21 protein-coding genes are annotated in these 17,352 nt (G+C 65.0%); 8 read left to right on the top strand and 13 right to left on the bottom strand.

Annotated elements, in window-relative coordinates:
* Positions 1-104: 104 nt before the first annotated feature.
* Both ACIQ3B_RS10905 and ACIQ3B_RS10910 read right to left on the bottom strand, forming a co-directional pair.
* Positions 105-401 (bottom strand): hypothetical protein, encoded by a 297-nt coding sequence (locus ACIQ3B_RS10905; RefSeq protein ID WP_397402445.1) that lies wholly within the window; start codon positions 399-401, stop codon positions 105-107.
* 49 nt (positions 402-450) lie between these two features.
* Positions 451-606, bottom strand: a complete 156-nt coding sequence (locus ACIQ3B_RS10910; protein ID WP_397402447.1) for a hypothetical protein — start codon at positions 604-606, stop codon at positions 451-453.
* On the opposite strand from ACIQ3B_RS10910, the gene ACIQ3B_RS10915 reads away from it, so the two are divergent.
* Complete coding sequence (locus tag ACIQ3B_RS10915; protein WP_397402449.1) at positions 605-1,204, top strand: hypothetical protein; 600 nt, start codon at positions 605-607, stop codon at positions 1,202-1,204. The genes ACIQ3B_RS10910 and ACIQ3B_RS10915 overlap by 2 nt on opposite strands.
* A gap of 220 nt (positions 1,205-1,424) precedes the next feature.
* Here the strand turns inward: ACIQ3B_RS10915 and dut are convergent, their stop codons facing one another.
* Both dut and coaBC read right to left on the bottom strand, forming a co-directional pair.
* On the bottom strand, positions 1,425-1,880 hold the full coding sequence (dut, locus tag ACIQ3B_RS10920; protein WP_397402451.1) for a dUTP diphosphatase: 456 nt from the start codon (positions 1,878-1,880) through the stop codon (positions 1,425-1,427).
* The gene (gene coaBC / locus ACIQ3B_RS10925) at positions 1,880-3,073 is read right to left on the bottom strand and encodes a bifunctional phosphopantothenoylcysteine decarboxylase/phosphopantothenate--cysteine ligase CoaBC (protein WP_397402453.1); all 1,194 of its coding nucleotides are present in this window, start codon (positions 3,071-3,073) and stop codon (positions 1,880-1,882) included. The genes dut and coaBC overlap by 1 nt, the downstream gene beginning before the upstream one ends.
* A 113-nt stretch (positions 3,074-3,186) precedes the next feature.
* Between coaBC and ACIQ3B_RS10930 the strand changes: the two genes are divergently transcribed.
* Positions 3,187-3,756, top strand: coding sequence for a hypothetical protein (locus ACIQ3B_RS10930; protein WP_397402455.1), 570 nt, complete (start codon positions 3,187-3,189; stop codon positions 3,754-3,756).
* A 120-nt stretch (positions 3,757-3,876) separates the two neighbouring features.
* Here the strand turns inward: ACIQ3B_RS10930 and ubiB are convergent, their stop codons facing one another.
* Complete coding sequence (gene ubiB, locus ACIQ3B_RS10935; RefSeq protein ID WP_397402457.1) at positions 3,877-5,367, bottom strand: 2-polyprenylphenol 6-hydroxylase; 1,491 nt, start codon at positions 5,365-5,367, stop codon at positions 3,877-3,879.
* Positions 5,368-5,373: 6 nt separating this feature from the next.
* Positions 5,374-6,132 (bottom strand): class I SAM-dependent methyltransferase, encoded by a 759-nt coding sequence (locus ACIQ3B_RS10940; protein ID WP_397402459.1) that lies wholly within the window; start codon positions 6,130-6,132, stop codon positions 5,374-5,376.
* Between the two features lie 63 nt (positions 6,133-6,195).
* On the opposite strand from ACIQ3B_RS10940, the gene mutM reads away from it, so the two are divergent.
* From mutM to ACIQ3B_RS10970, 6 genes are all read left to right on the top strand, one after another.
* A complete protein-coding gene (mutM, locus tag ACIQ3B_RS10945) occupies positions 6,196-7,059 on the top strand; it encodes a bifunctional DNA-formamidopyrimidine glycosylase/DNA-(apurinic or apyrimidinic site) lyase (RefSeq protein ID WP_397402461.1) in 864 nt (287 codons plus the stop codon).
* Complete coding sequence (locus ACIQ3B_RS10950) at positions 7,056-7,913, top strand: TraB/GumN family protein (RefSeq protein ID WP_397402463.1); 858 nt, start codon at positions 7,056-7,058, stop codon at positions 7,911-7,913. Before mutM ends, ACIQ3B_RS10950 begins: the two co-directional genes overlap by 4 nt.
* Positions 7,914-7,941: 28 nt before the next feature.
* Positions 7,942-8,721, top strand: a complete 780-nt coding sequence (locus tag ACIQ3B_RS10955) for an enoyl-CoA hydratase (RefSeq protein WP_397402464.1) — start codon at positions 7,942-7,944, stop codon at positions 8,719-8,721.
* A 108-nt stretch (positions 8,722-8,829) separates the two neighbouring features.
* Positions 8,830-9,099 (top strand): 30S ribosomal protein S20, encoded by a 270-nt coding sequence (gene rpsT, locus ACIQ3B_RS10960; RefSeq protein WP_397402466.1) that lies wholly within the window; start codon positions 8,830-8,832, stop codon positions 9,097-9,099.
* Between the two features lie 415 nt (positions 9,100-9,514).
* Complete coding sequence (gene dnaA / locus ACIQ3B_RS10965) at positions 9,515-10,933, top strand: chromosomal replication initiator protein DnaA (RefSeq protein WP_397402468.1); 1,419 nt, start codon at positions 9,515-9,517, stop codon at positions 10,931-10,933.
* An 85-nt stretch (positions 10,934-11,018) separates the two neighbouring features.
* Positions 11,019-11,375, top strand: a complete 357-nt coding sequence (locus ACIQ3B_RS10970; RefSeq protein ID WP_397402470.1) for a DUF6481 family protein — start codon at positions 11,019-11,021, stop codon at positions 11,373-11,375.
* 78 nt (positions 11,376-11,453) lie between these two features.
* Here ACIQ3B_RS10970 and pnp read toward each other — a convergent pair whose 3' ends face one another.
* The 7 genes from pnp to ACIQ3B_RS11005 all read right to left on the bottom strand — a co-directional run bounded on the left by pnp (position 11,454) and on the right by ACIQ3B_RS11005 (position 17,352).
* Complete coding sequence (gene pnp / locus ACIQ3B_RS10975; RefSeq protein WP_397402472.1) at positions 11,454-13,592, bottom strand: polyribonucleotide nucleotidyltransferase; 2,139 nt, start codon at positions 13,590-13,592, stop codon at positions 11,454-11,456.
* A 230-nt stretch (positions 13,593-13,822) separates the two neighbouring features.
* The gene (gene rpsO, locus ACIQ3B_RS10980; protein ID WP_397402474.1) at positions 13,823-14,092 is read right to left on the bottom strand and encodes a 30S ribosomal protein S15; all 270 of its coding nucleotides are present in this window, start codon (positions 14,090-14,092) and stop codon (positions 13,823-13,825) included.
* A gap of 16 nt (positions 14,093-14,108) precedes the next feature.
* Positions 14,109-15,050, bottom strand: a complete 942-nt coding sequence (gene truB / locus ACIQ3B_RS10985) for a tRNA pseudouridine(55) synthase TruB (protein WP_397402476.1) — start codon at positions 15,048-15,050, stop codon at positions 14,109-14,111.
* On the bottom strand, positions 15,050-15,487 hold the full coding sequence (gene rbfA, locus ACIQ3B_RS10990) for a 30S ribosome-binding factor RbfA (protein ID WP_397402478.1): 438 nt from the start codon (positions 15,485-15,487) through the stop codon (positions 15,050-15,052). The genes truB and rbfA overlap by 1 nt, the downstream gene beginning before the upstream one ends.
* Before the next feature lie 81 nt (positions 15,488-15,568).
* Positions 15,569-16,360 carry a dienelactone hydrolase family protein gene (locus tag ACIQ3B_RS10995; protein WP_397402480.1) on the bottom strand — a complete coding sequence of 264 codons (792 nt, stop codon included), beginning with the start codon at positions 16,358-16,360 and terminating at the stop codon, positions 15,569-15,571.
* A 42-nt stretch (positions 16,361-16,402) separates the two neighbouring features.
* Positions 16,403-16,900 (bottom strand): DUF2939 domain-containing protein, encoded by a 498-nt coding sequence (locus ACIQ3B_RS11000; RefSeq protein WP_397402482.1) that lies wholly within the window; start codon positions 16,898-16,900, stop codon positions 16,403-16,405.
* A gap of 65 nt (positions 16,901-16,965) precedes the next feature.
* Complete coding sequence (locus ACIQ3B_RS11005) at positions 16,966-17,352, bottom strand: c-type cytochrome (RefSeq protein ID WP_397402483.1); 387 nt, start codon at positions 17,350-17,352, stop codon at positions 16,966-16,968.

Consider the following 17,352-nt stretch of genomic DNA (forward strand, 5'->3'; position numbering starts at 1 on the left):
ACATAAACTTCCATTGGGTCCATCCTCCTGTTTGAAGCAGCGCGATCCACTCGCTCCGACTTCGTATCTTCAGGTCTGGATGGGCCTACCTCAATTACGCGATGTCACTTCTTTTGGCGCTCGTCGATGAACGGCGACCTCAACGGCCCGTATAGGGCTTCGTAGTCGGCGACCACCCCCGTTAGTAGCAACGCCAGCTCCTTCGCTGACTGTGGACTCAAATGCAGAATGGCTACGGCAGTCGCCGCCACGCCATTAAGTCCGGCGGCGGTCACCATCGGAACAAGCTTGTTCGCAACGAGTACGACCTCTGTTCCAGATGACATTGCGCCGAAGTTGGCCACGGCGAACTCTGGCGCCTCTAGTGGAGCACCTGCCTCTGGTTGTTTTGCTTCTGACATGTCGCCCTCCGATAGCGCTTTTTGCGCCATCAGAGCGCGCAAGGCAACGCTACGCTTGCGGCTTCGGCACTTTCGGCTTCAACGGAGCGTGAGGCTTGTGCGGCGTGTTCACCCGGCGCCCAAGGGTTTCCTGAAAGCGCCGCTGTACGTCGCGCTCGTCATCGGTGAGCATCCGGTCCTCGGATTCGGAGGGCTTATCGGTCATGGCGGCAGAACCAAAACGAAGCGAAGCCGAAATATACACCGCTTTGGGCGAAATGCTCGTGAAGTGGAATCACGTTGAAAGCCTGATGCGCTTCCTTGTGGTCTGGCTGTACGGCCTAGGTGACAAGGGCGACATACTCACCGCCCACATGGGCAACACGACATTAGCCGATGCGCTCACGACGCTTACGACGGAGTTTGGAGACGAAACACTCAAACCTCACATTCTCCACTTCGTCGCCTACGTCGACCGCGTTCGCGCCTACCGGAACTACTATGCCCACGGCATTACAATAGTCGGATTCATTGATACTGGCGAACCCGTTGGCGCTCTCCAGCAAATGCAAGCACGAGGGCAACTGACACTAAGCCAAGAGCAGATTACTGTGGCAAAAATCCAGGCGGTCACCGAGATGTGCCAAGTCGCTTCACGCTACGGTTCGGCTATCTCGGCGCACATCATGAGGGATCAGGATTTTCCGATACCGCAAACGCTGCGGCTTTCATTGCAAGATAAACCGCAGTTGCCTGCCCAACTGACGAAGCCCCGGCTAAATCTGCGAGAGTACCGACGCCAGCACTCAGCATCGCAGGAGTGATGTTAACGTCAGAAATAGCGCCAGCGTCTTCGAAGATGGAGAGTTAGCTGAAGAGGGCAACTTGCAATTTCTGCAAATTGCTCGGTCCACCAAGCCCGTCGCTATCTACAGTTTGTCCGATGCATTCCCGGTCGGATGTGATGGCGCTTGCAATCATCCAGTTGTGCTTGCTGCATAATGCGCGGCATCCGGCGGGATGAGCGGTGTTGAGTACGGAACCCTAACGCCCGCCCGTCGATCCAAACCCGCCCGCGCCGCGCGCGGTGTCGTCCAGGCTCTCGACCTCGACCCACGCGGCCTGCACCACCGGGGCGATCACCAGTTGGGCGATGCGGTCGCCGCGGCGGATGATGAAGTCTTCCGGGCCATGGTTGATCAGGATCACCTTCACCTCGCCGCGATAGTCCGCGTCGATGGTGCCGGGACTGTTCAGACAGGTGATCCCGGACTTGAACGCCAGGCCCGAGCGCGGCCGAACCTGGCCCTCGAAGCCCTCCGGCAGGGCGAAGGCCAGCCCGGTGGGCACGGCGAAGCGGTCGCCGGGGTGCAGGGTCAGGGGCGCGTCGTCCGGCACCGCCGCCCGCAGGTCCATGCCGGCCGCCTGGCTGGTCTCATAGGCCGGAAGCGGCAGGCCCTCGGCGTGGGGCAGCCGGGTGATCGGGATTGACGGGCCCATCACTGAAAAACCTCTGCCATGCGCGCGGCCAGTTTGCGGGCCACCTCGGACTTGTGGACCCGTTCCCAGCGCTCGATCCCGGAGGCCGAAACAATGGCCACGGCGTTGTCGTCGCCGCCCATGGTGCCCGCGATACTCACGTCATTGGCGACGATCCAGTCGCAGCCCTTGCGGGCCAGTTTGGCCTGGGCATGAGCCTCGACGTTGTCGGTCTCGGCGGCGAAGCCCACCACCAGTTTCGGGCGGTGCGCGCCCTTCGACAGGGCGGCCAGGATGTCGGGGTTTTCCACGAGGATGATCGCGGGCGGGCCGCCGGCCCCCTTCTTGATCTTGGCCGCGCCGACCGCCTCGGGGCGCCAGTCCGCCACCGCCGCCACGCAGACCGCGATATCGGCGGGCAGGGCCACCTCGCAGGCCGCCAGCATCTCGCACGCGGTCTCGATCTCGATCCGCCGCACACCGGCCGGCGCCGCCAGGGCGGTCGGCCCGCTGACCAGCGTCACATCCGCACCCAGCTCCGCCAGAGCTGCAGCGATAGCATAGCCCTGCTTGCCGGATGAGCGGTTGGTGAGCAGGCGGACCGGATCGATGGGCTCGGCGGTGGGCCCTGCCGTCACGATCACCCGCTTGCCGGCCAGCGGACCGGGCGCGGCCCCGTCCAGCATCGTCTGGATGGCGGCGAAGATCCCGGCAGGCTCGGCCATGCGGCCCGGGCCGAACTCGCCGCAGGCCATGGCCCCCTCGTCCGGTCCGACGAAGCGCACGCCGTCGGCCTTCAGCGTCGCCAGATTGCGCCGGGTGGCAGGGTGGTTCCACATGCGGACGTTCATCGCCGGCGCCATCAGCACCGGCTTGTCGGTGGCCAGCAGGGTGGTCGTCGCCAGATCGCCCGCCAGCCCCTGCGCCGCCTTGGCCATCAGGTCGGCCGTGGCCGGCGCCACCACCACCAGGTCAGCCGAGCGGGAAAGCTGGATGTGGCCCATCTCGGCCTCATCCGTCAGGGAGAACAGCTCCGAATAGACCTTGTCCTCCGCCAGCGCCGAGAGGCTGAGCGGGGTCACGAACTGGGCGCCGGCCTGAGTCAGGATCGGACGCACGCCGATGCCCGCCTTGCGCAACAGCCGCGTCAGCTCCAGCGCCTTGTAGGCCGCGATCCCGCCGCCCACGATCAGGAGAATCCGCTTTTCACTCAAGGCCAGACGCCCTTTCAAACGAGGCTTCGCTTTAAGCCATGAAAGGGGACTCGACAAACCCGGCGGTATGTGTTCATTTTTTGTTCTTGCTCAGCCTCAGTGGGAGAACAGACATGGCTGGTATGAGAATGGTTTTGCTGGCGGCTGCGGCTGGCCTCTTCCTGGCGGGCTGTGACAATGGCCCTTCGGCCGTGTCGCAGAAGCAGGCCGCAGGAACCCAGATGGCGACGAACAGTCAGTCGTTCGTCTCTGACACGGGCCGTGGCGGCGACGAGGCCGATGCGCCGCAGGTGGATCGCCGCAACGACGAGGTCAGGCTGGTGGATGGCAAGCCGATGTGGTCGGCCAGCCGGCGCTATTCGGCCGAGGAGAACGCCGAGCGCGCCTTCGCCCGTAACGGCGCAGACTTTGGCGCGGACAACGTGGGCGAGTTTGTCCAGACAGCCCACAATTTCGTGGCCAATCCGCCCCGGGGCACCCTCACCTACTCACGCCGCAACGGCGATCGGCTGATGTACGATCCCAAGGGCAATGTCTTTGCGGTCGCCAGCAAGGCCGGCGCGCCCCGCACGATGTTCAAGCCCGACGACGGCATGGCCTATTGGGAAGAGCAGAAGGCGCGCGAAAGTCGCCGCCAGACCGCCGGCGCAAACCGCGAGCGCGCAGGTCGCGAGGACAGCTAGTACGTGTATTTTAACTAAACACTACTTTGGATAGACAATTACACAGCCAGCTATTCACCCTGATTGTGTGAAATTGGGCTGTCTATCTAATCAGATCAATCCGGATGAAGCGGAGCGGTTCTAGAAGAGCAGGGCGGCCAGCAGAAAGGCCGCCCCCGCAACCGCCGCGCCCATCGCAAACCAGCGCAATCCGCCCGCAGGTCTGACGACCGGCTGCGCCTCCACCGGCGCCCGGGCCATCCGGGCGATATTGCGGATCGCGGTCTCGGCCTCACCGGCGAACCGCTGGATTCGGGTGACGGGCGACAGCTCCCGCGCAATCCAGCGTTTCACCACCGGCTCGGCGGCGGCCCAGATGTCGTGCTCGGGATCGATGCGCCGGGCGACGCCCTCGACGGTCATCATGGTCTTCTGCAGCAGCACCAGCTCGGGCCGCAGGTGCATCTCGTAGAGGGCGGTGATCTCGAACAGCTGGGTCAACACCCGGCTCATGGAGACGGCGCTCGCGCTGCGTCCGAAGACCGGCTCCCCCACCGCCCGCAGCGCCTGGGCAAAGGCCGCAACGCTGTGACGGGCGGGCACATACCCGGCATCGAAGTGGACCTGGGCCACGGCCATGTAATCGCGCCGCAGAAACCCCCAGAGGATCTCCGCCAGGTACCGCCGCTCCGGGGCGCCCAGCCGACCGATGATCCCGAAATCCACCGCATGGAGGCGATCGGGCGCTGCGGCGAACAGGTTGCCCTCGTGCAGATCGGCGTGGAACACCCCGTGATCCAGCGCCTGGGCCAGGAAGGCGCGGGTCAGATTGTCGGCCAGGGCCTTGCGATCGAGCCCTGGCTGCTCCAGCGCCGCCGGGTCGGAGAGCGCCATGCCCTCGGCCCAGGCCATGGTCAGGCACCGCTTGCCGACGCCGTCCCAGACCACCTTGGGCGACGACATGTAGCCGTCCCGCGCCATCACCTCGGCGAGCTCATCCGCGCCCGCCGCCTCAAGCCGCAGGTCGAGCTCCAGCTCGGTGGCCCGGATCACGGTCGCCGCCAACGCCTCGGGCTCAAGCCGCCGCGCCAGGGGCCACCAGAAGGCGATCAGCCGGGCCACCAGGGCCAGGGCCTCCGAGTCCTCCGCGACGCGGCGCTCAATCCCCGGCCGCAACACCTTCACCGCCACACGCCGGCCATCCAGGAGCGTGGCGTCATGCGCCTGCGCCAGGGATGCGGCGGCCACCGCAGGGCCAAAGGTCTCGAACACCGCCTCGACCGGCCTTCCGAGTTCGCGCGCGACCTCTGCCTTTGCCTCAATCAGCGGAAAGGCGGGCAACCGGTCCTTCAGTCGACCCAGGTCCTCCGCGAAGACGGGACCGCAGATGTCGCCGCGCGTAGACAACAACTGGCCCACCTTGATGGCCACCGGCCCCAGCGTCTCCAGCGACCTGGCCATGCGCTCGCCGGGTCGCCCTGCGCGCTGCGATGCGAACAGCCGAAGCCCCCGGGCGACCGCACCCAACGCCGACGGATAGTAGGCGTCACCCTCCCGGGGAAGCAGCGCATCATGGCGGATCAGCGTCCACCCGGCGCCGAACAGCCGAATGTAGGCGCCCAGCGCGGCCATCGGCGGCTAGATCGCCCGCGCGGTGTGGAGAGCCGCGACACCGGCGGTGAAGTTGGTCCAGCCGGTTTGCGAAAACCCGGCCTCGGTGATCATGCGCGCAAAGGTCGCCTGATCCGGGAACCGCCGGATGCTCTCCACCAGATACTGATAGGAAGCCCGGTCTCCCGCCACCCGCGCCCCGATCTCCGGGATTACAGCAAAGGAGTAGGCGTCATAGGCTTTGCGCAGGGCCTCGGTGACCGGCCGCGAGAATTCCAGGCAAAGGAACCGGCCGCCCGGCTTCAGCACGCGGCGCGCCTCGCGCAAGGCGCCGGGAATGTCGGTGACATTGCGGATCCCGAAGCTGATGACATAGGCGTCAGCTGCAGCATCAGGCAAAGGCAGGCGCTGGGCGTCGCCGACCGACCAGGTGATTTCCGGCATCCCGCCCCGCTCACGTCCGGCGGCGACCATTTCGGCGTTGTAGTCGATCACGAATATCTTCGCGTCAGCCCCTCCCCGGCGCAGCTGCGCGCGCCGCGCCAGCCGGGCGAACCGACGGGCCATGTCGCCAGTGCCGCCGGCGCAATCGATGATGGTTTCGCCAGGCTGCGGGTTGAGCCGCGCTGCGGTGGCGTCCTTCCACAGGCGATGCACGCCCGCGCTCATCAGATCATTCATCAGATCATAGCGACCGGCCACGCGGTCAAAGACTCCACGCACCAGGCCGGATTTCTCGGCGGCGTCCACATCGCGAAAGCCGAAGGTGGCGGAAGGTCCCGTCATAGCGGATGCTCTTAGCGTCCAAGCTCTTGGCGCGCCAGCGATGCCGTGCAAAGCCAGCCCGTCATGCCGGAATTACCTGAAGTCGAGACCGTGCGACGGGGACTGGCCCCCGTTCTTGAGGGCGTACGCCTGTCCCGCGTTCTGGCGCGACGCCCCGACCTGCGGTTCCCGTTGCCGCCGGATTTCGTCCAGCGCCTGACCGGCGCCACAATCCTGCGGCTCGATCGCAGGGCCAAGTACCTGTTGGGACGGCTGGATCGGGACGAAACCCTGGTGATGCATCTGGGCATGAGCGGTCGCTTTGACATCAGCCGGGCGGAGGGCCAGACCCGCCCCGGCCAGTTCCACAGTACTGTGGCGCCGGACGCAAAACACGCCCACATCGTCTTCGAGACCGAGGCAGGCGATAGGGTGACCTACTACGATCCCCGCAGGTTTGGTTACATGGCGCTGATCGGTACCGCCACTCTGGACCAGCATCCCTGGTTTGCGGGCCTCGGCCCCGAGCCGCTTTCCGACGCATTCGATGCCGCCCGCCTGCTGAAGGTCTTTGCCGGACGGACGCAGGGTCCCAAGACCTTGTTGCTCGACCAGCGGACCGTGGCCGGACTTGGCAACATCTATGTATGCGAGGCCCTGAACCGGGCCCGGATCTCCCCGTTCAAGCCGGCGGGTCAGGTCTCCGCCGCGCGCCTTGCGGTGCTGGCTCCGGAGATCAAGGCTGTCCTTGCGGAGGCCATCGCCGCCGGCGGTTCGACCCTGCGCGACTTCGCCCAGACCGATGGCGCCCTCGGCTACTTCCAGCACAGCTTCCGGACCTATGACCGCGAGGGCGAGCGCTGTCGCAATGACGGCTGCACGGGGACCATAGGCCGCGAGATTCAGGCAGGACGATCCACTTTCTTTTGCCGCAAGTGCCAGCGATGAGGCTGCGCGCTGCAGTCCTGGCCGGCCTGCTCCTGTTGGCTGGCCCAGCCCTGGCCGAGCCGCCGGTCTGGATCGTGCGAGATGCCGACTCAGAGATGCTGCTGTTTGGATCGGTTCATGTCCTGCCGCCCAACCTTCGCTGGCGGCCCGCCGCGCTGGATCTGGCGCTGAAGGACGCCGATGATATCTGGTTTGAACTCCCGGTGGATGAGGCGACCTCACAGGAAGTTGCGCAACTGGCGGCCCGCAACGGCACCTTGCCGCCAGGCCAGTCCCTGTTCGGCCTGCTCACGCCAAAAGACGCCGCACGGCTGGTGCAGATCGCGAGCGACCATGGCGTCAATCCCCAGGCTCTGGATCGCCTGAAACCCTGGCTCGCCGAAGTGGCCCTGGCCTCAGCCCTATACGGAAAAGAAGGGGCCGCCCCGGAACACGGCGTGGAGGCCACCCTCGCCGCTGCCGTGCCGCCAGCGGTCAGTCGGCGAGCCCTGGAAAGTCCCGCCGAACAGATCGCGCTTTTCAGCGACACGCCGATGGCCGACCAGATCGCATCGCTGCTGGGATCGATGGTCGAGATCGAGACGGATCCGGATACCTTCACCGATCTGCTGAGCGTCTGGATGGCCGGAGATGTTAAGGGCCTGGCCCATGAGACCATGTCCCTGCGCGAAGCATCGCCTGAGCTCTTCAAACGTCTGGTCACCTTGCGCAACGCCGCCTGGACGCGTCAGCTCGACGTGCGGTTGAAAGGCCACGGCCACACAGTCGTCGTAGTGGGCGCTGGCCACCTGGTCGGCGAGGACGGCGTGCCCGCGCGTCTGCGCGCCCTTGGCTATTCGGTCACGGGGCCGTAATCGGACGGTTTCAGCCCACGGAGCCATCATGTCCTACGAAACCCTGATCGTTGAGACCCCCAGCGCGGGCGTAACCCTGATCCGGCTGAACCGGCCTGAGGCGCTGAATGCCCTGAATAGTCAGTTGCTGGGTGAACTGTGCCTGGCTCTCGATGCTGCGGAAAGCGACACAATGGTCCGCTGCCTGGTGCTCACAGGCTCAGATCGCGCCTTCGCGGCGGGCGCCGATATCAAGGAAATGTCGGATAGGTCCTACGCCGAGATGTTTACCAGCGACATGTTCGGACCTGTTGCTCGTCGGATCGATAGCTTCCGCAAGCCGATCATCGCCGCAGTTTCGGGCTTCGCGCTGGGCGGCGGCTGCGAATTGGCCATGCTGTGTGACTTCATCATCGCATCAGAGACCGCGCGGTTTGGCCAACCCGAGATAAATCTTGGCGTGATGCCCGGCATCGGCGGTACCCAGCGCCTGCCGCGTGCAGTGGGTAAATCCAAGGCCATGGACATGATCCTGACCGCCAGAATGATAGACGCCGCCGAAGCCGAACGCGCGGGCCTGGTTTCCCGCGTAGTGGCCGCCGACAAGTTGATGGATGAGGCGCTGGCCGCTGCAGCAAAGATCGCGTCGCAATCGCCGCTGGCCGTCATGATGAACAAGGAACTGGTGAACGCCGCTTTCGACACTACCCTCACCACCGGTGTCGCCGTCGAACGGCGGCTGTTCCACTCGCTCTTCGCCTTCGAGGATCAGAAGGAGGGCATGGCCGCCTTCATCGACAAGCGGAAGCCCGGATTCACCGGCAAGTGACTGACACCAAGCGCCATTGACCGCCCTCATCCCTTTCAGTATATCCGCGCCTCCAATTTCGCCCGCCGGCCAACCGGCGGGTGCTACCTGTTTTGAGAGCAGTCCCTAATGGCCAACACGCCCGGCTCCAAGAAGGCGGTCCGCAAGATCGCTCGCCGCACCGAAGTCAACACCGCCCGTCGCTCACGCGTGCGCACCTTCCTGCGCAAGTTTGATGAGGCCGTGACCTCAGGCGACGCCGCCGTGGCCAAGGACGCCTTTGTGAAGGCCCAGTCCGAGCTGATGCGCGCCGTCACCAAGGGCGTGGTTCACAAGAACACCGGCTCGCGTAAGGTCTCTCGTCTTGCCGCGCAGCTCAAGAAAATGTCTGTCGCCTGACACCGTCGCGGCGTTGGGCCATCGGCCCTCCGCAACATTGGAATCTTCAATAAGCAGCGCCCTCCCGGCGCTGTTTTTTTGGGCGATTGGCGCCGGCCTCCTGCGTCAAAATGTCAGTGCCCGGACCCTACTGAAGTCGCCACAAAGCCCTTTTCCTTGGCGCCAAAAGGGTCCGCTTCATGTCAACGAAAATTTCGCTCGACGGACACAAGAATCACCGTTGACCCCCCCCAGTCCGACAGTAGTGTCGGTCTTCTAACAGGCGCCTTGGACCTGATCCCGGCCTCAAGCGGGACACCGGCGGAGCACATGCATCCGCCGCCAGAGAACCTGTTTCTGTAGAACAAGATACGTGGTTGGGCGGTTCGGGACCCCGGCTTGTCGACAACCATGGGCGCGATAGAGGTTTCTGGACATGACGAGTGGGGGGGCTGCGGGAGCCATAGCAAGCGCACCGGCATCGGCCGTGTGGAGCAAGACGTGCCAGGTTCTCAGGCGTGAACTGGGCGACGCGACGTTCGGGTCATGGCTCGGCCAGGCCGCGCTACGGGAATCCGGTGACGAAGTGTGCGTAGTTGCGGCCACGGGCGTTGCCCGCGACTGGATTCGCAACAACGCCTGGCGTCGTATCGGCGAACTGTGGGCACAAAATGACCCGATGGGCCGTCGGCTGGATCTGAAATCTCGGCTTGACCTGGACAACACCCCGGCGCCGGTCGTCAGGGCCGCTGTTTCGGCGGAGGTCGTGGAGGTCGAGATCGACGCCGTGGCGCCCGTCGTCGCTCGCCAGGGCCGCCTGCAGGGCCTCCAGGAACGTTTCGCCTTCGACAGCTTCGTGTCAGGGCCTTCGAATGAATTCGCCTTTGCTGTGGCGCGGCGGGTGGCTTCCTGGGCAGACGGGCACTTCAACCCGGTCGTCTTTCACGGGCCCTATGGCTTCGGAAAGACCCACCTTCTCAATGCCGTGGCCTGGGAGGCCATGCGCACACAGCCCGGAAAGCGGGTTGTGTACCTGTCCGCCGAGCGGTTCACCTCGACCTTTGTGAAGGCGCTTCAGGACAAGCAGACACAGGCTTTCAAGGAAGAGCTTCGCAACGCCGACCTTCTCCTTATCGACGACGTCCATTTCGTGGCCGGCAAGACGCAAACCCAGGAGGAACTGTTCCACACCCTGATCGCCCTGGTGGAGGATGGTCGCCGCGTGGTTCTGACGGCCGATCGTTCGCCCAATGAGCTGTCGGAGATGGAACCTCGCCTGCGGTCCCACCTGCAAGCCGGGTTGGTCTGCGGGATCGAACCCGCTGACCGGACGCTCAGACTGGGCATTCTGGAGCGCAAACTGCAGACGTTGGCGCGCCAGGGTGGCTTCCATCCTGCCGCCCGCGCAGAAGTGCTGCAGTTCCTGGCCGACCGCTTCACCGACAGTGTCCGCGAGCTGGAAGGCGCCCTGAATACCCTGGTGGCCCGCGTCGGCGGCGATATCGCCCGCCTGACCCTGGACGAGTCCCAGGCCATCCTGCGCCCCCATCTGTCGGTCAGCGAACGCAAGGTGACCGTCGACACCATCCAGAAGGTTGTGGCCGAGCACTACGCCCTGAAGCAGGCGGACCTACTGTCCGAACGCAGGGCGCGCGCCATCGCTCGTCCGCGCCAGGTGGCGATGTGGCTGGCCAAACAAATCACCACGCGGTCGCTGCCGGATATCGGCCGGCGCTTTGGTGGGCGCGACCACACCACGGTGCTGCATGCAGTGCGCCGGATCGAGTCCCTGAAAGCGGACGATCCTGTCCTGGCGCGCGACGTGGACATGCTGTTGCGCAAGCTGCGCGGCTGAGTTTGCAGCCACGAGGGACGGACGCGCCAAAATGCTCTAGGGTAGGGGTACCCGCACAACGGCGGACCCATCCGAAAAGCCTCATATGCGCGATCTCAAGGGCTCTGCCCTAACCGACCGGCTTGCCGCGGCGGCGGAGGCCAAGGCCGCCCTGCTGGCGAAACTCAAGCCGAAGCCTACCGTCGTCGATCCTCTGTTCGCCGAGCGTGAGGCCATGAAGGCGGCCGACCTGCGGGCAGTACGCGCCGCCCGCGAGGTCGACAAAGCGTTGGCGCGTCAGGTCGTGCTGGATCGCGCCGCTGCTGTAGAGGCCGACGCTGCTGCGGCCGAGGCGGCTGAGCTGGCAGGCAAGCGCGGGGCGCGTAAGGAGCGCAAGCAACTCAGCAAGGAAGAGGCCAAGGCCAAACGGGACGCCAAGTACGCGGCTCGCAAGGCGCGCTGACCCCTTCCGCCCGACAAAACAGGGGCGGCTGCATCGCTGCAGCCGCCCCTGTTCAGTTCAGGCCAGACGAACCGCGCTTTACGCGTCAGCGCCTTCGGTCTGCTTGGACGACAGGTCCTCGCCGGTCTCCTGGTCGACGACCTTCATGGAGAGGCGGGTCTTGCCGCGGTCGTCGAAGCCCAGCAGCTTCACCTTGACCGACTGGCCTTCGGTGAGAACGTCCGAGACCTTGTTCACGCGCTCGTTGGCGATCTGGCTCACGTGAACCAGGCCATCCTTGGCGCCGAAGAAGTTCACGAAGGCGCCGAAGTCGACAACCTTCACGACCTTGCCTGTGTAGATCGCGCCCACTTCAGCTTCCTGGGTGATCGACTTGATCCAGGTCTTGGCCGCATCGATCTTGGCTTGGTCGGCGGCCGCGATCTTGATGGTGCCGTCTTCGCCGATGTCGATCTTGGCGCCGGTTTCGGCGGTGATCTCGCGGATCACCTTGCCGCCCGTGCCGATCACTTCGCGGATCTTTTCCACCGGAATCTTGATGGTCTCGATCTTGGGTGCGTATTCACCCAGCTCCTGGCGCGGCGCTTCCATCGCCTTGTTCATCTCGCCAAGGATGTGATCACGCCCGCCTTTGGCCTGAGCCAAAGCCTGCTTCATGATCTCTTCGGTAATGCCGGCGATCTTGATGTCCATCTGTAGCGACGTGATGCCGTCGGCGGTGCCGGCGACCTTGAAATCCATGTCGCCGAGGTGATCTTCGTCACCCAGGATGTCGGACAGGACCGCGAAGCCGTCGCTTTCCAGGATCAGGCCCATGGCGATGCCGGAGACCGGCTTCTTCAGGGGCACGCCCGCATCCATCAGGGCCAGCGAGGAGCCACAGACCGAGGCCATCGAGGACGAGCCGTTGGACTCGAAGATCTCGGAGACAAGGCGGATCGTGTAGGGGAAGTCCTCGTAGGCGGGCAGCATCGGACGGATCGCCCGCCACGCCAGCTTGCCGTGGCCGACTTCGCGGCGGCCCGGCGCGCCCATGCGGCCTGTTTCCCCGACCGAGAAGGGGGGGAAATTGTAGTGCAGCATGAACTTTTCGTAATACTTACCTTCCAGCGCGTCGATCATCTGCTCGTCGTCGCCGGTGCCCAGGGTTGCGACCACCAGGGCCTGGGTTTCACCGCGGGTGAACAGCGCCGAGCCGTGTGCCCGGGGCAGGACGCCCACTTCGCCGACGATCTGGCGCACCTGGTCGACCTTGCGGCCGTCGATGCGGATGCCGGTGTCCAGGATGTTGCGACGCACGACGTCGGCTTCCAGTTCCTTGAAGACGCCGCCCAGCTTGTCAGCGCCGATGCCGTTCGGATTGGCGTCGGACTTGCCGAACTTTTCGCTCGCCTTGGCCTTGGCCTTGCCGACCGCGTCCTGACGCTGGCCCTTGGCGACGATCTTGTAGGCCGAGGCCAGATCCTTGCCGATCAGCTTCTTGACGTCAGCCTTGATGGCGTCGGTGTCGTCCGGGGTGAAATCGAAGGGTTCCTTGGCAGCGTGCTCGGCCAGCTCGATGATCGCCTGGATGACGGGCTGCATGCCGGCGTGAGCGAACATCACCCCCTTGAGCACTTCTTCCTCGGTCATTTCCTGGATCTCGGACTCGACCATCATCACGGCGTCGTCGGTGCCGGCGACCACCAGGTCCATCCGGCTTTCCTTCATCTCGTCCAGCGTCGGATTGAGGATATACTCACCGTCGACGAAGCCCACGCGGGCGCCGCCGATCGGGCCCATGAACGGCGCGCCGGAGATCACCAGGGCGGCAGACGCGGCCACCAGGGCGACGATATCGGGGTCATTCTCGAGGTCGTGGGCCAGCACCGTGGTGACGACCTGGACTTCGTTCTTGAAGCCCTTGACGAACAGCGGGCGGATCGGACGGTCGATCAGGCGGCTGGTCAGGGTTTCTTTCTGGCTGGGCGCGCCTTCGCGGCGGGGGAAGCTGCCGGGGATCTTGCCGGCGGCGTAGAACTTTTCCTGATAGTTGACGGTGAGCGGGAAGAAGTCCTGACCGGGCTTCGCGCTCTTGGCGTAAACGGCGGTGGCCAGAACCATGGTCTCGCCGTAGGTGGCCAGGACAGCGCCGTCAGCCTGACGGGCCATGCGGCCTGTTTCGAGGGTGAGGGTCTTGCCGCCCCACTCGATGGTCTTGCGTCTGATTTCGAACATTTTGCTTCTTTCTCAGTCCCCGGGCGTATTCCCGGCGGGCGCGGACAGCGATCGGACTTTCCGAATCCTCTCCAGTGAACAGGCGGAGTGAGGGACTTCCCTCGGCGTATGAATGGGCCCGTACGGAGCCCGGCGCTGCATCAATCCACCGGCCTGTCGCGGGGAGCGGCGAAAACACGAGAACCCGCCCGCCTGACCAAACAGCCAGGGAGCGGTTAGCAGATCAGACCTTAACGGCGCAGGCCGAGGGTCTCGATCAGCTTCTGATAGCGGTCCGGACTGGACTTCTTCAGGTGGTCCAGGAGCGACCGGCGAGCCGAGACCATCTTGAGGAGGCCGCGGCGCGAGTGGTTGTCCTTCTTGTGCGTCTTGAAGTGTTCGGTGAGGTTCGCAATCCTTTCGGACATGATCGCCACCTGAACTTCAGCGCTGCCCGTGTCCGCTTCGCCGCGGGCATGGGACTTGATGACTTCGGCTTTACGTTCTGCCGTGATCGACATCGGGTTTCTCCGCTCTTCAAAGGTTGAAGACACGCGAGGGTTCGAGCCGTCCCGCACGCATCTCGCAGAGCGCCACCATTGTTCCCCCCGACGTCGCCGAAACGGTGCGTGAGCCGGGTTTGAGCCTGGCCTTGACCGCTTCCACCTGTCGGGGAACGAGAACGATGGATCGTCCCTGCTTCAATCGGAAGGCGTCTTCATCGGTAACGGCCAGCGCCGGGATGTCGTCCAGCGCGGTCGAAACCGGAAGCAATGCCTCCGAGTGGCGGGCCTCATACTCCAAATTCTCAAGGAATTCCAGTGTCACTGCGTTTTCTTCAGTGAACTGTCCTACGCGGGTGCGGCGCAGGTCGCTGACATGACCGCAGGCGCCCAGGGCCAGCGCCAGATCGCGGACGATCGCGCGGACGTAGGTGCCCTTGCCGCACTCGATCTCCAGGGTGATATGGTTGGCGTCTCCCGGCTCACTCTGAACGGTCGCGATACGGGCGGCGTGCACCGTCACCTTGCGCGACTCCATCTCCACGACCTCTCCCGCGCGGGCCAGGTCATAGGCGCGCTCGCCGTCGATCTTGATGGCCGAGTAGATAGGCGGCACCTGATCGATCTCGCCCACAAACTGCGGCAGCGCAGCCTCGACTTCGGCCACTGAGGGCCGGACCTCTGACTCGGCGATAACCTCACCCTCGCGATCCAGGGTGGCGGTTGTGCGGCCCCAGGCGATGGTGAAGCGATAGGTCTTGTCCGCGTCCATCAGAAACGGAACCGTCTTGGTGGCCTCTCCCAATGCGATCGGCAGCACCCCGGTGGCCAGGGGGTCGAGCGTGCCTGCATGGCCCGCCTTCTGCGCGTCGTAAAGCCAGCGGACCCGGCTCACCGCGTTGGTCGATCCCAGATCATAGGCCTTGTCGAGGTTCACCCAGCCCGAGACCGCCTGGCCCTTGCGGCGACGCCCCATCAGTCGGCGTCCTTCCAGCTATCCGAAGGCTCGTCCGGCGTCAGGTCCTGGCGCACCCTGGGGTCGTCGAACAGTCTGGCGATGCGCTCGGCCTCGAGGAAAGTGTCGTCATGCCGGAAGTGCAGTTCAGGCGTGAAGCGCAGCTCGATAGCCCGGCCCAGATGACCCCGGATGAAACTCTTGTGCCGATTGAGCGCCTTGATCACCGCCTCGTGGTTTTCACCGCCCAGAGGCTCGGCGAAAACGGTGGCATGCCTGAGGTCCGGCCCCATCCGCACCTCGGCCACGGTCACCGAAACCCCGGCCAGTACCGTGTCGTTGATCGTGACTTCGCGAAAGATATCCACCAGGGCGTGACGCACCAGCTCTCCAGCGCGCAATTGGCGCTGCGACGGCCCGGCGGGCGTGCGGGGTTTGTCAGGTTTGCGGGGGGCCATCTTCGTCCTCGGTCGCCTGGCGGACGGATCGGACGCCGCGCGCAGGAAAGCGCGGGCTTCTAGGGCATCAAGGGCCGGGAGTCACGCCCCCGTCCGTTCCCTGAAAAACTGGATCACCCGCTGTTCGGCCGCCTTGGTCGGCCCCTCCTCCTTAAGATGCAGGGTCAGCACCGAGTGGGGTGGGATGAAGGCCGGTTTGGCGTCGGCGTCTTCCAGTTCTATGGACTCGAAGCGGTCGCCGAACTCACGCCGATAGGTCTCGAAACGGGCGTCTGGAACCAGGGTGTCGCTTTTGAACCTCAGGCCGATAACCGAAAGGTCCTCATCGGCGAGACGGCTCTTCACGCAGGCGATTTCTGCGGGGGAAAGGCCGATCTGGCCGGATGGCTTAGGACGCTTGCCCGCGATCGGCAATGAGGGCTGTGACAGCACCGGCGCCACGACGCTGGGGTCGGTCATCATCGCCAGCGCAAATCCACCGGTGAAACACATGCCCACCGCGCCCACGCCCTTGCCGCCGCACTCCGCCAGGGCCTGGCGGGACAGCGCCTTCAGCCAGTCGACCACCGGGCTTGATCGGTCACCGCGCCAGACATGGAACTCACGCCGGATGCAGAGCACGCCCAGTGCGGTGGTCAGAGCGTAAGCCTTGCCTGCGGGCTTGCCGGGAACTCCGAACAGGCTGGGACAGAACACCGTCATGCCTGCCGCCGCCACCCGATCGGCGAACTGCACCACGAGAGGATGCAAGCCCGGCATCTCGTGCATGACGATGACCGCAGGTCCCGATCCGCGCCGGTACACAGGAAAGGTCCGCCCCTCGTGCGTGAAGTCGAATGTCGTGTAATCGGCCAGCGCCGCCTCGTAGCCCATGGCTATTCCCCGGTTATCCCGCCCAGCTTAGGCTGATCGCGGCTACAGACGCAGCATGGAAAGTTCGCCGTCAAAGCCGGAAAGTCGCCAGCGTCCGTCCGGGGCCCGGGTGAAGGACATCAGGCAGGGTCCGGTCTTATCCTTGACCGCACAGACCCGTCCGTCCGGCAGTCGGCGCAGCGTTGCGGAGATAGCAAGCGGGCCCGGAATCCGGGCGTCGGATCGATATCCATAGTAACCGGCGACCGCACGGAACACCTCGGGCTTGATCAGGGCGTCCCCCGCCAGGCTGGCGACACCGGGGCCCAGCAGCGCGGCCAGGGCGGCGACACGGGGATCGGCCCGCCCCGCCTCGGCCATCAGACGGGCCTGGATCTCCTGCTTCAATGCCCGGCGATCAACCAGGGCGTCAAAGGTTGGCCGGTCATTATCGCGGATGGCGATGAGCAGCGCGTGCACATCTCCCGCCGCATCCAGCTTCGGCACGGTGGCGCAGGCCGACAGGGTCAGGGCGGCGACGGCGATCAACAGCAGGCGCATGGCGGGACATCCTTGAGGGCGCGATCCCGGTTCTATCGCCAGACGGTGGCGGGATCACGACATCTCTAATGCGCCAGCAAGGCCTTGGGTTTCGCGGTAGCCTGGGCCTTGACGCGTGCCTGGCTGGCCTGCGCCGTGGTGACCGCTGAAGCCTTGTTGCCCCAGGACGCACGGGTATAGGTGAGCACCATCGCCATCTGGGCGTCGGTCAGGTCGCTCTTGAATGCTGGCATCCCACCGCGTCCATTCAGAACGGTGGCCACCAGCACAGGCAGCGGTCCCGTCACCAGCTTGCCGCCGGTCAACGCCGGGAAAGCTCCCTTGATGCCAACCCCGGTGCGCTGATGACAGGCCGCGCAGTTGTCATTGTAGAGGCTCTGGCCCGTCTCGGCCGCCATCGCCCGGGGCGCCAGCGCGAACCAGACCGCCGCCGTCAGAACCGCTTTACGCAC

Origin of the sequence: Phenylobacterium sp. (genome assembly GCF_044358365.1) — a bacterium.
Lineage (GTDB): Bacteria > Pseudomonadota > Alphaproteobacteria > Caulobacterales > Caulobacteraceae > Phenylobacterium.

What these genes read in the sequence shown, in the direction of transcription:
- ACIQ3B_RS10930 (WP_397402455.1), top strand. Translation starts at nt 3,187, where the DNA reads ATGGCTGGTATGAGAATGGTTTTGCTGGCGGCTGCGGCTGGCCTCTTC.
- ACIQ3B_RS10940 (WP_397402459.1), bottom strand. Translation starts at nt 6,132, where the DNA reads ATGACGGGACCTTCCGCCACCTTCGGCTTTCGCGATGTGGACGCCGCC.
- ACIQ3B_RS11000 (WP_397402482.1), bottom strand. Translation starts at nt 16,900, where the DNA reads ATGCGCCTGCTGTTGATCGCCGTCGCCGCCCTGACCCTGTCGGCCTGC.
- ACIQ3B_RS10905 (WP_397402445.1), bottom strand. Translation starts at nt 401, where the DNA reads ATGTCAGAAGCAAAACAACCAGAGGCAGGTGCTCCACTAGAGGCGCCA.
- ACIQ3B_RS10915 (WP_397402449.1), top strand. Translation starts at nt 605, where the DNA reads ATGGCGGCAGAACCAAAACGAAGCGAAGCCGAAATATACACCGCTTTG.
- pnp (WP_397402472.1), bottom strand. Translation starts at nt 13,592, where the DNA reads ATGTTCGAAATCAGACGCAAGACCATCGAGTGGGGCGGCAAGACCCTC.
- mutM (WP_397402461.1), top strand. Translation starts at nt 6,196, where the DNA reads ATGCCGGAATTACCTGAAGTCGAGACCGTGCGACGGGGACTGGCCCCC.
- ACIQ3B_RS10955 (WP_397402464.1), top strand. Translation starts at nt 7,942, where the DNA reads ATGTCCTACGAAACCCTGATCGTTGAGACCCCCAGCGCGGGCGTAACC.
- ACIQ3B_RS10910 (WP_397402447.1), bottom strand. Translation starts at nt 606, where the DNA reads ATGACCGATAAGCCCTCCGAATCCGAGGACCGGATGCTCACCGATGAC.
- rbfA (WP_397402478.1), bottom strand. Translation starts at nt 15,487, where the DNA reads ATGGCCCCCCGCAAACCTGACAAACCCCGCACGCCCGCCGGGCCGTCG.
- ACIQ3B_RS10950 (WP_397402463.1), top strand. Translation starts at nt 7,056, where the DNA reads ATGAGGCTGCGCGCTGCAGTCCTGGCCGGCCTGCTCCTGTTGGCTGGC.
- rpsT (WP_397402466.1), top strand. Translation starts at nt 8,830, where the DNA reads ATGGCCAACACGCCCGGCTCCAAGAAGGCGGTCCGCAAGATCGCTCGC.
- ubiB (WP_397402457.1), bottom strand. Translation starts at nt 5,367, where the DNA reads ATGGCCGCGCTGGGCGCCTACATTCGGCTGTTCGGCGCCGGGTGGACG.
- dut (WP_397402451.1), bottom strand. Translation starts at nt 1,880, where the DNA reads ATGGGCCCGTCAATCCCGATCACCCGGCTGCCCCACGCCGAGGGCCTG.
- ACIQ3B_RS10970 (WP_397402470.1), top strand. Translation starts at nt 11,019, where the DNA reads ATGCGCGATCTCAAGGGCTCTGCCCTAACCGACCGGCTTGCCGCGGCG.
- dnaA (WP_397402468.1), top strand. Translation starts at nt 9,515, where the DNA reads ATGACGAGTGGGGGGGCTGCGGGAGCCATAGCAAGCGCACCGGCATCG.
- ACIQ3B_RS10995 (WP_397402480.1), bottom strand. Translation starts at nt 16,360, where the DNA reads ATGGGCTACGAGGCGGCGCTGGCCGATTACACGACATTCGACTTCACG.
- rpsO (WP_397402474.1), bottom strand. Translation starts at nt 14,092, where the DNA reads ATGTCGATCACGGCAGAACGTAAAGCCGAAGTCATCAAGTCCCATGCC.
- truB (WP_397402476.1), bottom strand. Translation starts at nt 15,050, where the DNA reads ATGGGGCGTCGCCGCAAGGGCCAGGCGGTCTCGGGCTGGGTGAACCTC.